Origin of the sequence: Paenibacillus glycanilyticus (assembly GCF_051200795.1) — a bacterium.
GTDB lineage: Bacteria > Bacillota > Bacilli > Paenibacillales > Paenibacillaceae > Pristimantibacillus > Pristimantibacillus glycanilyticus.
This window is the reverse complement of record NZ_CP195155.1, coordinates 207,501-222,028: the sequence shown is the minus strand read 5'-3', so window position 1 is coordinate 222,028 and position 14,528 is coordinate 207,501. Positions and strand designations below refer to the sequence as shown.

Annotated in this window: 6 protein-coding genes, 14 tRNA genes and 1 rRNA gene (1 of these 21 only partly in view); all 21 read right to left on the bottom strand. The window is 52.9% G+C overall.

Annotated features, from left to right (window positions below; all coding sequences use genetic code 11):
- Positions 1-137: 137 nt before the first annotated feature.
- Positions 138-214, bottom strand: a tRNA-Pro gene (locus tag ACR9FF_RS01180).
- A tRNA-Gly gene (locus ACR9FF_RS01175) sits at positions 215-289 on the bottom strand.
- 3 nt (positions 290-292) lie between these two features.
- Positions 293-379, bottom strand: a tRNA-Leu gene (locus tag ACR9FF_RS01170).
- 160 nt (positions 380-539) lie between these two features.
- Positions 540-3,608, bottom strand: coding sequence for a discoidin domain-containing protein (locus ACR9FF_RS01165; protein ID WP_435168308.1), 3,069 nt, complete (start codon positions 3,606-3,608; stop codon positions 540-542).
- Positions 3,609-3,753: 145 nt separating this feature from the next.
- On the bottom strand, positions 3,754-4,572 hold the full coding sequence (locus tag ACR9FF_RS01160; protein WP_127498362.1) for a carbohydrate ABC transporter permease: 819 nt from the start codon (positions 4,570-4,572) through the stop codon (positions 3,754-3,756).
- Complete coding sequence (locus ACR9FF_RS01155; RefSeq protein ID WP_435168306.1) at positions 4,572-5,450, bottom strand: carbohydrate ABC transporter permease; 879 nt, start codon at positions 5,448-5,450, stop codon at positions 4,572-4,574. Before ACR9FF_RS01155 ends, ACR9FF_RS01160 begins: the two co-directional genes overlap by 1 nt.
- A gap of 68 nt (positions 5,451-5,518) precedes the next feature.
- Complete coding sequence (locus ACR9FF_RS01150) at positions 5,519-6,862, bottom strand: ABC transporter substrate-binding protein (protein WP_127498366.1); 1,344 nt, start codon at positions 6,860-6,862, stop codon at positions 5,519-5,521.
- Positions 6,863-6,975: 113 nt separating this feature from the next.
- Positions 6,976-8,586, bottom strand: a complete 1,611-nt coding sequence (locus ACR9FF_RS01145) for a response regulator transcription factor (protein ID WP_435168303.1) — start codon at positions 8,584-8,586, stop codon at positions 6,976-6,978.
- Positions 8,579-10,381 (bottom strand): sensor histidine kinase, encoded by a 1,803-nt coding sequence (locus ACR9FF_RS01140; protein WP_435168301.1) that lies wholly within the window; start codon positions 10,379-10,381, stop codon positions 8,579-8,581. The genes ACR9FF_RS01145 and ACR9FF_RS01140 overlap by 8 nt, the downstream gene beginning before the upstream one ends.
- A gap of 316 nt (positions 10,382-10,697) precedes the next feature.
- Positions 10,698-10,782: transfer RNA gene (locus ACR9FF_RS01135), tRNA-Leu, on the bottom strand.
- Between the two features lie 16 nt (positions 10,783-10,798).
- A tRNA-Lys gene (locus tag ACR9FF_RS01130) sits at positions 10,799-10,871 on the bottom strand.
- Positions 10,872-10,883: 12 nt separating this feature from the next.
- Positions 10,884-10,967, bottom strand: a tRNA-Tyr gene (locus ACR9FF_RS01125).
- Positions 10,968-10,974: 7 nt separating this feature from the next.
- A tRNA-Thr gene (locus ACR9FF_RS01120) sits at positions 10,975-11,050 on the bottom strand.
- Between the two features lie 26 nt (positions 11,051-11,076).
- A tRNA-Phe gene (locus tag ACR9FF_RS01115) sits at positions 11,077-11,152 on the bottom strand.
- A 15-nt stretch (positions 11,153-11,167) separates the two neighbouring features.
- Positions 11,168-11,244 (bottom strand) — tRNA-Asp (locus ACR9FF_RS01110).
- Positions 11,245-11,280: 36 nt separating this feature from the next.
- Positions 11,281-11,357, bottom strand: a tRNA-Met gene (locus tag ACR9FF_RS01105).
- Between the two features lie 17 nt (positions 11,358-11,374).
- Positions 11,375-11,450 (bottom strand) — tRNA-Val (locus ACR9FF_RS01100).
- 76 nt (positions 11,451-11,526) lie between these two features.
- Positions 11,527-11,601: transfer RNA gene (locus ACR9FF_RS01095), tRNA-Glu, on the bottom strand.
- A gap of 20 nt (positions 11,602-11,621) precedes the next feature.
- A tRNA-Ser gene (locus tag ACR9FF_RS01090) sits at positions 11,622-11,712 on the bottom strand.
- Positions 11,713-11,715: 3 nt separating this feature from the next.
- Positions 11,716-11,791, bottom strand: a tRNA-Asn gene (locus ACR9FF_RS01085).
- A 165-nt stretch (positions 11,792-11,956) separates the two neighbouring features.
- Positions 11,957-14,528: ribosomal RNA gene (locus ACR9FF_RS01080) — 23S ribosomal RNA — on the bottom strand; it runs 361 nt beyond the window's last position.

The window sequence follows — 14,528 nt, the reverse complement described above, 5'->3', positions numbered from 1 at the left end:
TGCTTTATGAGTTTATCCTGCCTGACGCGGAGGAAAGCCGCAATAGGGAATCGTATCCAACAAAAAAAGCCCTTTATCCGAATAGATAAAGGGCTTTCCTATATGCAGTGGGCTTGCTGCCCGCAATATGCTCTAAATGGTCGGGATGACACGATTTGAACATGCGACCCCCTGGTCCCAAACCAGGTGCTCTACCAAGCTGAGCTACATCCCGTGGAGCGGAAGACGGGAATCGAACCCGCGACCCTCGCCTTGGCAAGGCGATGCTCTACCGCTGAGCCACTTCCGCGTATGGTGCGGTCAAGAGGACTCGAACCTCCACGTCATTGCTGACACTAGAACCTGAATCTAGCGCGTCTGCCAATTCCGCCATGACCGCATTTTTCTAACGCGTAATGAAGATTATATCCCATCATTCCGGGTTATGCAACAGTTATTTTTCATAGACTTCGCAGCTCTCTTAAGCGGCAAAAAAGGCCCCCGCTGCAGCCGTATCGCCTGTCTGCGGGGCACCTCTTTAGTCGGCTATTTTTCCTTTGTTACTTGTAGATCGTAAAGATCAAATCGCGATTGCCGCCGTTCTCGGTTGTCCAGGTAGCTCCTCCGTTCGTCGACAGCCGCTCGAGTCCGCCGGCATACGGATTACTGTCGCTGTAAGCGAACCCGTACTTGTTGTTTGTCGAGTTGTCGTCAAGCGTCTGCGGAGAGCGTAAGATTAGTCCGTACTTCTTCGTGGTGTCCAGCCCCGTCAAACGCGGATATACCGCGTAAGGCGTCGCTGCTCCCGGTATATTGTTCGGATTAAGCGAAGCGCTGAACAGCTTTTGCACCGGATTGTTGCTCGCATCGAGCTGAACGATATCCAGATAGTAGTTATCTTCCGGCACCTTGTTTACATAGCTTTCGTACAAGTAGACATCCAGCCTTGGCAGGCTTGATTGGGTTAACGTAAACGTCTGCATCCTTTGAATTCCCGCACGAATATCCGAATACGCGGAGTACGAGGCGTTGCTGTTGTCCTGATCAATGATGAAGCCCGTATTGCCGCTCACATTATAAGCTTCGATCTCGTTAATCGACGGGATAAACCTCGCTTTATTGATATACAGCCGGATTTTGGACGTGTTTACGGTCGGGAAGTCGAATACTCGCCTGTCGCCAATCGTAAAGCCCTTCGTCAGGTTCACGTAGCTTGAGCCGTTCCAATATTGCAGGGCGTACGTATCGATCTGAAAGTTCTGGCTGCCGTAAGCGTACTCGTTCACGACGACCCGATTAACGCTTGTGCCGGTACCGAAGTCAACTTCGATCCATTGATTGTTAGCCGTGCCGTTCTCCCCGCTCCACCTTGTCGCTTGGCTGCCGTCCGTCACCTTGGAAGCTTCAAAGCCGGCTTGGGCGGACCAGGTAGACGAAGCAGTCGCGGCCTTGCCGGAGGCAAGATTCGCAGCAGCCGTCGGCCATGAGCTGGATTGCGGGGAGACGCGCACGATAATCGACTCGCCCGGCTTCAGCGTGCGGCTGTAGCTGCCGGAGTATGTGCCAAGCTTCGTTTTGCTGTATAGCTCGGTCAGCGTATAGGCCATGCTTGAGCTCAGACCCAGATCGCTGAACGCTACGGATGCGCCTTGCGAATTGTTCATATCCCAGTTGGACAGCCCAACGTATTTGTCGCCGTTCGCCGCCGTTAAGTATACCGCAGTCGGAGGATGCTCGAGCTTATGATAGAAATTCGTCATCGACACCGGCCGGGCCGCCTTGCCGGCCTTCACCAGATTAAGCAGATCGGAGTTGAACAGCGTCTTCATCCGATCCTCCGATATAAACGGCACGTTGTCGCCTATAAGGAGATGACCGCCTCCCATTATAATGGCCGTGGACAGCAGCGTTCCCTCGTTCAACGTTACTTTATTAAAGCCGTCGATCACGCTTTCCGGGAACAGCATGTCCGGGTCATTGTACGAATACAACGTACCGTTCGTCCACCAGGAAGCCGCCGTGTTAAGCGCCTGGCGCTCAATGCCGGGATACGATTCCAGTCCGATTGTCGTATCGACGCCCGTCCTGCGCCCATGCGCGTAACCCGATGGCAGCAGCGGTGCAATCGATTCGTTGATGTAGATGTCCTGCGGCGCCGCGAGCAAGGTATCGCGCATGACCTGCATGCCGATCCGGTAGGCTTCCATCCCGTTCTTCGTGGAATCGTAGAAGCTGCCTTCATACATGCCGAGGTCGATGAAATCGAGCTTCACGTAATCAAAGCCCGGGTCGATATGCTGCGTCTGCATGATCCAACGCAAGTACGCCTGACCGCCGGGATGCGTCGCATCTACGATATACGTATTGATGTACGACTTGATCGGGTTGCCGGAAGCATCCTTAAGCGCAATGTCGCCGAACGTATACGAAGTTGTTGGCACCGTGTCGGTCAGAGGATCAAAGATCGCGAACGGAGCGGAGTATGTGCCGGCCTTCATCCCTTTGCTGTGCACGTAATCGGCGAAGTCCTTCAGATTCTGCACCGGCGTCTTGGCAGGCACACCCTTATAGCAGCAATCGAGATTCATGTAATTATAGCCAAGCGACTTCAGATGGGAGTAAAAGTAATCCGTTGTCGGAAGCATCGCGTCCGCCGTGCCGTAGGTGTAATACGCGTACCACGTGTTGAATCCGATTGGCACATCGCCGGTCCAATTCAGCTTTGGCTCGCCAACGGCATAAGCCTGGCCAAACGTCTCCAGTCCGTCGCGGTAGTCCGTGAAATAACCGAGGAAAAACTTATCGCTCGCGACGGACGTACCGCTCTTTTTCCCGCCGGCGTTATATACCGAGAATCCGGTGAGCGGACCGTTTGCCGCGCTGGCCGGGGCCAGGTATTGCATGCTCTTCCACGTCTTTGTCGTAGCCGCTCCGGCGACGACGCCCTTCTTGCTGGCATTGTCGAACATGGCCGCAACCCAGTAGCTCTTGCCGTTGAACGCCGACCAGGTTTCGCCCGCACCGTAAGGACGGTCGTCACCGTTCTGGCTGTTGCCGAAATCGTTGACCGGCGCTACGCCAAAATCGTAGTTGTTCGTATAAGGTGTTGTATAAATGCGCTTGTCGCTGCCGGAGCCGATGTCGAGGTTATTGGCCGCGATTGGCTCAAGGAAGTCGATAGTCTGCGAGGTCCCTTTGCTGACCGTCATATCCGAGAGGATATAGGAACGGTTCTCGTACATGGTGATGCGCAGCGTTATCGTGGATCCCGACGCAAGCGCGTTCGTAATCGTCAGCAGCTTGCCGCTTGTGCCATAACCGTCGGTACCGGTTGTCGTCCAGCTTGCGGTCCGGGTCGCCGAATCGGTCGACTTATACCTGGTCGGGCTTCCGCTGATCGCATAGTCCGAGTAAAAATCGCTGATGAGTGTTGTGCTGCCTTCCTTAAACGTGCCTTTACCCGTCGACAGGTCGTACGCAACGGTAATGGCCCCGTTGGTAGCGGTTACAATATTGCCCGTCTGAGAGATCGACACGGGTGCCGCATACGTCGTACGGGTGCCGACGGGCAGCAATACCGACAGGAGCAGCGAGAGAAGCAGCACAACCTTCATGCCATTCTTTCTCATTATTTTCCCTCCTAATGAGTGGTGATGAGCAGACAACCCTGCTCTCGCCACCCATTGTACGACAGTCGCCCGACCAAAATAATCCAATTATTTGTGTGATCGATGTCCGCTTTTTTGCTTAGCCGGTATTCGGTTACGATTCGCCTCAGCCTTTGATCGCCCCGGCCGCAATCCCTTTGATAATGAAACGCTGCATGAACAGGAAGAAGACGATAATCGGGATAAGCCCCATCACCGCATAGGCAAACGCAAGGTTCAAGTCGCTGCTGTACTGCCCGAAGAAGAAGTACTGCTGCAGCGGGATCGTCCGGAAGTCTTTGCTTTGCAGATACAATAACGGCAGCAAGAAGTCGTTCCATATATAGAGCGCGTTAAGGACAAGCACCGTCGCGGTCACGGGCTTCAGCAGCGGCATAACGATACGGACGAAAATCCCCGGCGTAGAGCAGCCGTCAATGCGGGCCGCCTCTTCAATCTCCCGCGAAATCCCCCGCACGAAGCCGGTAAAGAACAGAACCCCGGACTGGACACCGAATCCGCCGTAGATCACGACGATTCCCCAATAATTGTTCAGCATATCAAGCGATTTGCCTAGCTGGTAGAGAGGCAACATCGTAACCTGGAAAGGCACCATCATGCCGGAAAGAAACAACAGGAAAAAGAAATTGTAGAGCGGCTTGTTGCCGCGCGCGATCGCGTAACCGCTTAAAGCGGAGATGATCAGTATAAGCAGCACGGAAAGGACGGTGATGATTACGCTGTTCAAGAATGCTGTCGGGTACTTTGACGTATCCCAGGCATGAACGAAGTTGGCCAGATCCAGGGACGGCGGCAGCGCGTAAAAGGAATCAAAGGTCTGCTTCGCCGATTTAAGCGCCATAAGCACGGCGACGTAGAGCGGGAACAGAAACACGGCGGCAACCGCCGCAACGGCAATAAACACAAGCAATCGCGTGCTTCTCATTACATCTCCACCTCCCGCTTTCTGAATATCGTCACTTGCACGACCGTTACGATGACCAGAATGACAAAGAAGATCATCGATAACGCCATGCCGTAACCTGCCTTAAACGAGGAGAACGCGTTTTTATAAATAAACGTCGAGATCACCTCGGTAGCAAAGCCCGGTCCGCCGTTTGTCGTAACAAGCACGAGATCGAATACCTTCAGTGAGCCAGTCAGGACGAGCAGCATGTTGATCGTCACCGACGGCGCAAGCAGCGGCAGCGTAACGTTGCGGAACACGCGGAGCGGCCCTGCTCCGTCGATGCGCGCGCTTTCCGACAGCTCGGCCGGAATGCCCTGCAGGCCGGCAATGTAGATAATCATCGGCGAGCCAATGCCCTGCCAGACGGCGATAATGATCAGACCGTACAGGGCGCGATCGGGATTGCCCAGCGGGCTGGTTACGTCCATCCCGAGATGGGCGAGCAGCCTCGGGAACCCTTGGCTGTAGTTATAGCTCCAGATGAAGCCGGCGAGTATGACCGATATAACGCTTGGCAAAAAGAAAATCGTGCGGAACAAATTCCGCAGCGGCAAATAACTGTCGAGCAGCAGCGCGAACAGAAGCGCAACAAGATTGACAAGCAGCGTTAGAATGATCGCATATTTGAACGTGTTGCCAAGAACCGTCCACAGATCGGCGTCTTGGAGCGCATTCACGTAATTGTCCCAGCCAATATAAGTCAACTTGCGGGAGATGCCATCCCAGTTCGTGAACGAATAACGTATTCCCGTTACAAAAGGCAAGATAACGGCGAACGTAAACAACAGAACGCCCGGAACGAGGAACAGAACATACCACATCTCGCGTCGAATCGTTTTTTTCAAGACTTCCATCGCTTTCTCTCCTTTCCGAAAGGAACGGCATAGGCTGTACCTATGCCGTTCGCGTCGCCAGTGCTCTATTATTTATGGTTTTTGGCAACCCAATCGTCGAGATCCTTAATGATATCGTCTGCCGTTGCCTTGTTGAAAAATACTTTTTGCACGTATTGCGAGAACTGCGTCGTCCAGTCGATCGTTGTCGTAATATACACTTGCGAGTTGTACAGCTGACCGTTATCGAAGTAAGGCTTCAAATCCGATACGGCCGGAGCGATGTCAGCCGAAGCCCCTTTGACGTAAGTCAGCGTCTTCACGTTTTCTACCCACGTGTTTGCCGCGGGAACGCTAGCCAAGTAAGCAAGGAATTTCATCGCGGCTTCCTTATGCTCGGATTTGCTATTCACCGCTACTGAAGCGTCCGGATTGAATTCCAGCTTGTTAAGCGCCGGATCATTGCTGAACGGATACGGGAAGTAACCCATGCCGGTTGCGAACAGCTCCGGATTTTTCTTCTCGATGTCCGGCAGCGGCCAGGTGCCCATGTACATCATGGCAGCTTCTTCGCGGGCAAACATGTCGACCGCTCCGTTGTAGTCAACGCCAAGCTGGTCCTTGTTGCCGTATTTGAACATGTCGAGGGCATGCTGAATCGTTGTCTTCGTGGCTGGATTGTCCGCGAACTTCGCTTCACCCTTCTCCAGCTTGTCGAAGAAATCGGTCTGCTTGTCTACGAGCACCGTGTTGCTCGGGAAGTCGCGGCTCAGCCACATGCCAAGCGGCCAGCCGTCTTTCCAGCCAAGCGCGAACGGCGTTTTGCCCGAATCTTTGATTTTTTGCGCCGCCGCGATAAGCGCATCGTATGTCGTAGGAATCTCGATACCGAGATCGGCGAAAATTTTCTTGTTATAAAATACGGCGATTGGCCCTGCGTTCAGCGGCATAATGTAGTTGCGGCCGTCCGTTGCTTGCTCGGCAAGCACGCCCGGATCGAAGGTCTTCATAAATGCCTGGTCGGTTAAGTCTTCCAGGTAACCGCCGTCTTTGTACAGCTTGGTCGTGCTGCCGGCGTTTAAAGTAAATACGTCAACGATATCGCCGCTGGCGAGCTTTGTCTTCAGCAGGGTGGCGTAGTCGTCGAACTTGACCGGCTGTACGTCCACCTTGATATTCGGATTTTCAGCTTCGAACTGCTCGACGATTTTGTTGATGCCGTCCGTCGCGTCACTCTTGAAATGCATGAACGAGATGGTAACCGGTTCGGTATCTTCCGTTGCCGGCGCGCTCGCCGATTCCGTTGCCGAGTTGGCGGGCGCCGAAGCCGTATTAGCCGGGCTTGCGGCATTGTTGCCGTTATTTCCGCCACAAGCGCTCAGCAGCGCGGTCATCAAGGCAACGCTGAGACCAAGGCCGAGTTTCTTGTTCATTTTCCATATCCCCTTTGTCTGATGTTCTCGGATCGAGCGTTCTCGTTCGTCCTGATGCTCAGTTTACTGATTGTCGGCTGCTGCAGGAATAAAATAAATTGGAGATGCGATGTTCAATTTTTTGCAGGCTGAAATTCAGCCATCGGCGGCTCCCGGAATTCCGATGGGGTTTGCCCGGTAAATTTTTTGAATACCTGGCTGAAATACCGTTGATTCTCGTAACCGACCAGCTCGGCAATATCGCTTACCTTATGATCGGATTCGCGAAGCAGCTCGCAGGCCTTTTCCATGCGCTTGCGCGTTACATACTCAATGAAATTTTCCCCTGTTGCCGCTTTGAATTGCCGGCTCAGGTAACTCGGATCCATATGATAGCGGGTTGCCATATCGATCAGTCCGACATCTTCGAAATAATGCCCGTCCAAATACGCCACAATCTCGCTCATGGGATTAGCCGCATCATTCGAAGCCGCCCTGGCGTGTATATGCGCCTCTATAGCCGCTGACAGCTCCGCCACGTAGGCGTGAAGCGCGGAGAGCGTCATCACGCTGTCAATCGCGCGTTGATCGGACAACAGCAGACTGGCTGCGGCAATAGCCGGCCATTCGTTTCCGGCGGCAGCGCCAAGCTTGCGCAGCTCCTTCTGCGCGCTCCGGATGGACAATGATTCCGATATCTCCGCTTTGCGCGCAAACTCGCCAAGCATTCTGCGAACCGAAGGCGTTTGTCCGCCAACGATCGCTTGCTGCAGCAGCTTCGCGTCGAAGCCGCCGAGCATCTCGCCGCGCTCCCGCAGCTCCCGCGGCGTATCGGCTGCTTTTACCACGAACTCGCTTCCACGCAGCGGGCTGTCGTACAGACGCTCGCTCGCTTCCTCGAAAGCCTCCGGCAATTGGTCCAGCCGTTCGCGCGGATCGCTTAATCCAACGACGGCATATAGCTGCAGCATACGGCTCGTTGTCTCGTGGAAGGGAAGCAGCAGCTCCCGCACGGTCCCGCCGTCCATAACCGGCTCTGACAACAGCAGGCAAAGACGCTGACGGTCGTCCGATTTGAAAACGTATAGCGGCGCGCCGCTCGTCAATTCGTTCATCATATTTTCGATGCTGAACATAAGCAGGTCCGCATTGCCGTTGAACTTGGTTTCCGAGAGCTCGCGGAATCTTCGAAACATGCAGACGGCAAGCCGATAGCGGCCTATAGGCGGACTCGTGAGAAGCTCCGCTGCTTTGGAGACGATGTCGGCGTTGCCCACTATTCGCCGTCCCGTCACGTTTTGCAGAAACGTCTCGGTACGCAGCTTGCGCATCTCGCTTGCGAATTGCTGACGCTGCTCGACGCTCATATGACTGCGGCTGGCCTGTATAGCTTTGAACATGGCATCCTTCAGGTCTGCATGCGACACCGGCTTCAGCACGTATTCGCATGCCTGGTAGGCAACGGCCGCTTTCATATATTCGAATTGCGAATGACCGCTGATTACGACAACCTTAATATGGTTGTACCGGTGATACAATTGCTCGAGGAACTGCTGGCCGTTCATGACCGGCATATTCATGTCCGTTACGATGATATGGGGCTTGCTGACCGGAATGAGCTCCAGCGCTTCCGCGCCGTTTCGGGCTTCCGCGACAACCTCGACATCCAGCTGCAGCTCATCTATCATTTTGCCAACCGATTTGCGCCCCCATGGCTCATCATCAACGACCATTACCTTAAACATGAGATTCTCCCCGCTTTCTGCATGGAATTCGGATACGAATAACCGTTCCTTCGCCCAGCTTGCTGTCCAATTCGAGGCCATACGAATCGCCGTATGCAAGCCGTATGCGCTCGTGAACGTTTTTCAACCCAATCGAGACCCCCGAGAATACTTCCATCGACTTCTTCTCCATATCGCTGCGCAGCTCCGCCAGCTTGGCTGGAGCTATACCCGGACCGTTGTCGCTGACGGACAATACGATTGTCCCTTCGTCCGTTTCAGCTCTGACCCGAATGAGCAGCTGCCCGTCATCCGGCCCGCCAAGCGCATGTATGACCGCGTTTTCTATAATAGGCTGCATAACGAAACGAATCGTGGAGACTTCCATTAACGACTCGGGCACGTCAAACTCCATGCGCAGCGACTCCTCAAACCGAAACTGCTGAATATACAAATAGTTGCCGACATGCGCCAGCTCCTGCCGGATTGTAGACTCCGTATTCCCCTCATAGAAGCTGTAGCGGAACAAGTCACCAAGAGAACGGCACATCTCCGGAATTTCATAATCTCCGATCAACACCGCCTTGCCGCCAATCGTTTGAAGCGTATTGTACAAGAAGTGCGGGTTAATCTGCATCTGCAGAGCAAGCAGCTGAGCCTCTTTGTTCCGAAGCTGCATCTGGTAACGCTGCTCGATCAGCTCCCGTATTTTTTCCGTCATGAAGTTGAAGCTTCGGGTCAGCTCGGATATGTCATCCCGGTAACGGTACGGCTGTGACAGCGTGACGTGGAAGTTGCCGTTGCGCACCTTTTTCATCGCCTGGCCAAGCCGTTTAATCGGTCGTGTCAAATACTGCTGGGCAAAAAGCGACAGCAGCGAAATGCACACAACCGCAAATACCAAGGCCCCGATTGCGATCAGAAGCGTATTGTTGCGATGGCGGGCCAGTTCTTCGTTCGGATAAATGATGGTTAGCGTGGAGTTCCCGTTATCCAGATAAGAGGTGCTGACGAGCAGATCCTGGCGCTGCTCGAAGCGGATCTCCTTCGGCTTCTTTTTCAGCTTGGCATCCGGCATGTCGAATGAAGGTACAATACCATCGTATTTGTCGCTCGTATGGTAGAAGGTTTCGCCCCTGGAGTTGCGCAGCACGATGACATTCGGAGACTGGTTATTCGCCTCGATTACTTTAGCGAGCTCTTTGACCTGAATGTAAAAAACAAGCGTGCCGATTTTACTATGGTAGAACGGGTCATAGATCGTAATGGCAAATACGAAAAAATCCTGCTTAAACGAAGAATCCCTGTAGGAAAAGGAGAGTGAGTTCTGGAACGGCAAATCGAGCATGTCCTCGTAATGGGGGATGCTCTCGTTAAAAGGGATAGAATCATAACTGGCCGCTCTCGACCAAAAGTCCTTCAGCTTATTGTCCTTGCCAAAGATCATGACTTTAATGACGGTATCCTTGTTCTTATTGGAGACAAGCGCATAGTAGCTCTTCAGCGACTCTCCAAGAGCAAAGAAATCCTCGTCGTTCGTGTTACGGCCGTGCTCCATCAAATTCATAACACGGGGGAAACCGTACACCTGCAGCGCAGAAGAGGACAGGTCTCGAAAGTATTGATTCAAATAGCCGGCTACATATTGCGCATTCTGGCTGGTGCTGCGGTACATCGTACGTTCCAGCGATTTCGTGCTTGATTCGTAAAAAAGATAAGACAGCACAAGCATCGGGACGAGAGACGTGATTACGCTGCTCCAAACAATCTTTGTCCGAATACTCCGGTTGACGAAAAGCCACTTGATTACCTTCATGGCAGCGGACCTTCCTGACTTTTATCCGCCGGAAAGACGGAGTCATCAATTACTCCAAATATCCGGACCTTATCCTCTGTCCGTAATTTTTGACCAACCTGTGTAGAGCTCGTCCAACCGATCATGCTACCCCTCGCTTTTTATGAAATCGATGCCAAATGGTGATGATGCATTATACCGTCTGGGCAGAATACCTGCAATTCAATTTATCGTTAATTCCATGTTCAATTTTTTGACTGATATAACTAGGCTCCATATCGTTTCGGAAAAACAAAAAAGAGCCTTGCTAAGCAAGGCTCCGTAATTTCAAATCATATGGTGCGGTTGATGGGACTTGAACCCATACGCCCGGTGGGCACTACCCCCTCAAGATAGCGTGTCTGCCGTTCCACCACAACCGCAAAAAGCAAGGTAAAGTGAGCCATGAAGGACTCGAACCTTCGACACCCTGATTAAAAGTCAGGTGCTCTACCAACTGAGCTAATGGCTCTCAAATAAAAAATGGTGGAGGGTGATGGATTCGAACCACCGAACCGTTAGGAAGAGATTTACAGTCTCCCGCGTTTGGCCACTTCGCTAACCCTCCGTAAAAATGGTGCCGGCGATAGGAGTCGAACCCACGACCTACTGATTACAAGTCAGTTGCTCTACCAACTGAGCTACACCGGCATATTAACTTTTCCAACCATCTAACATGGTGGCTCGGGACGGAATCGAACCGCCGACACGAGGATTTTCAGTCCTCTGCTCTACCAACTGAGCTACCGAGCCTGATGTTTGATTAAATGGCGGAGCTGACGGGATTCGAACCCGCGGTCTCCTGCGTGACAGGCAGGCATGTTAGGCCTCTACACCACAGCTCCACATCGAATTCTCGGTAAAAACCGAAGATAAAGTTTTGGTTGCGGGGGCAGGATTTGAACCTGCGGCCTTCGGGTTATGAGCCCGACGAGCTACCGAGCTGCTCCACCCCGCGTCATTTTAAAACATATATGGTGGAGGCTGAGGGGATCGAACCCCCGACCCTCTGCTTGTAAGGCAGATGCTCTCCCAGCTGAGCTAAGCCTCCATATTGTGTAATTCCGGGGTCCCCGAAAAGTAATCGGAATAACCTTCGAAATGGAACTTCATTTTTTGGGTAAAATTGGTGACCCGTAGGGGATTCGAACCCCTGTTACCTCCGTGAAAGGGAGGTGTCTTAACCCCTTGACCAACGGGCCTTATCAAATAAAAAGTTATATGGCAGAGAGGAAGGGATTCGAACCCTCGAGACCCGGTTAGAGCCTACACGATTTCCAATCGTGCTCCTTCGACCACTCGGACACCTCTCTATATGGCTCCCCGAACAGGACTCGAACCTGTGACAACTCGATTAACAGTCGAGTGCTCTACCAACTGAGCTATCAGGGAACATTAAGAAAAAAGGTAAAGCCCAATAAAAAACCCACTTCATGGTGGGTGTTTATTTATGCTATAAACATAAAACACCATAACAAACTGAATATGATTCAAACAAAACATTAGCTGGTTTCCGGTTTCAAACCGGAGTCCCCGCAAAGTACTGTGGGGTTTGTTTAGGATAAGCCCTCGACCGATTAGTATTCGTCAGCTCCACACATTGCTGTGCTTCCACCCCGAACCTATCAACCTCGTCGTCTTCAAGGGGTCTTACTAATTGGGAAATCTCATCTTGAGGGGGGCTTCACGCTTAGATGCTTTCAGCGCTTATCCCGTCCGTACTTGGCTACCCAGCGGTGCTCCTGGCGGAACAACTGGTACACCAGCGGTACGTCCATCCCGGTCCTCTCGTACTAAGGACAGCTCCTCTCAAATTTCCTGCGCCCGCGACAGATAGGGACCGAACTGTCTCACGACGTTCTGAACCCAGCTCGCGTACCGCTTTAATGGGCGAACAGCCCAACCCTTGGGACCTACTTCAGCCCCAGGATGCGATGAGCCGACATCGAGGTGCCAAACCTCCCCGTCGATGTGGACTCTTGGGGGAGATAAGCCTGTTATCCCCAGGGTAGCTTTTATCCGTTGAGCGATGGCCCTTCCATTCGGTACCACCGGATCACTAAGCCCGACTTTCGTCCCTGCTCGACTTGTTGGTCTCGCAGTCAAGCTCCCTTATGCCTTTGCACTCTACGAATGATTTCCAACCATTCTGAGGGAACCTTTGGGCGCCTCCGTTACATTTTAGGAGGCGACCGCCCCAGTCAAACTGCCCACCTGACACGGTCCCTCTACCCGATTCAGGGTAGCAGGTTAGAACTCCGATACGATCAGGGTGGTATCCCAACGTCGCCTCCACACAAGCTGGCGCTCATGCTTCTCAGGCTCCCACCTATCCTGTACAGATCGTACCAAAGTCCAATATCAAGCTGCAGTAAAGCTCCATGGGGTCTTTCCGTCTTGTCGCGGGTAACCTGCATCTTCACAGGTATTAAAATTTCACCGGATCTCTCGTTGAGACAGCGCCCAAGTCGTTACGCCATTCGTGCGGGTCAGAATTTACCTGACAAGGAATTTCGCTACCTTAGGACCGTTATAGTTACGGCCGCCGTTTACTGGGGCTTCGGTTCACAGCTTCGGATTGCTCCTAACCGCTCCCCTTAACCTTCCAGCACCGGGCAGGCGTCAGCCCGTATACTTCGCCTTACGGCTTCGCACAGACCTGTGTTTTTGCTAAACAGTCGCTTGGGCCTTTTCACTGCGGCCCCCTCGGGCTATTCACCCTACCGAGGCACCCCTTCTCCCGAAGTTACGGGGTCATTTTGCCGAGTTCCTTAACGAGAGTTCTTCCGCGCGCCTTAGCATGCTCTGCTCGCCTACCTGTGTCGGTTTGCGGTACGGGCACCTTCACCTGGCTAGAGGCTTTTCTTGACAGCCGGAGTACATGACCTTCGCTACTGCAATTTTCGCTCCCCATCACAGCCTAGCTTACGCGAGTTGCGGATTTGCCTACAACTCTGCCTCACTGCTTGGACAGGCTATTCCATCAGCCTGCGTCACTGCCCTTCTGTGTCACCCCATTGCTCATAACGGTTTACGGTGGTACAGGAATTTCAACCTGTTGTCCTTCCACTACGCCTTTCGGCCTCGCGTTAGGTCCCGACTTACCCTGAGTGGACGAGCCTTCCTCAGGAACCCTTAGGCTTTCGGCGGACAAGATTCTCACTTGTCTTTTCGTTACTCATACCGGCATTCTCACTTGAATGCAGTCCACCAGTCCTTCCGGTCTGACTTCAATCCGCATTCAACGCTCCCCTACCCAAGACACAAACGTGTCATGCCATAGCTTCGGTGGTGTGTTTAGCCCCGTTACATTTTCGGCGCAGAGTCACTCGACCAGTGAGCTATTACGCACTCTTTAAATGGTGGCTGCTTCTAAGCCAACATCCTGGTTGTCTTTGCAACTCCACATCCTTTCCCACTTAACACACACTTGGGGACCTTAGCTGATGATCTGGGCTGTTTCCCTCTTGACAATGGATCTTAGCACTCACTGTCTGACTCCCGGTAAACATGTCTATGGCATTCGGAGTTTGACTGGACTTGGTAACCCTTGGCGGGCCCCGCACCCAATCAGTGCTCTACCTCCACGACACTCTTAACCGAGGCTAGCCCTAAAGCTATTTCGGGGAGAACCAGCTATCTCCGAGTTCGATTGGAATTTCTCCGCTACCCCCACCTCATCCCCGAATTTTTCAACATTCGTGGGTTCGGGCCTCCAGTGCGTGTTACCGCACCTTCACCCTGGACAGGGGTAGATCACACGGTTTCGGGTCTACGACCACGTACTATTTCGCCCTATTCAGACTCGCTTTCGCTGCGGCTCCGTCTTCCCGACTTAACCTTGCACGTGAACGTAACTCGCCGGTTCATTCTACAAAAGGCACGCCATCACCCTTTTAACGGGCTCTGACTTTTTGTAAGCGCACGGTTTCAGGTTCTTTTTCACTCCGCTCCCGCGGTGCTTTTCACCTTTCCCTCACGGTACTGCTTCACTATCGGTCACTAGGGAGTATTTAGCCTTGGCAGATGGTCCTGCCGGATTCCGACGGGGTTTCTCGTGTCCCGCCGTACTCAGGATCCGTCTCGGAGGCTGCAGACTTTCAAGTACAGGGCTTTTACCTTCTTTGGC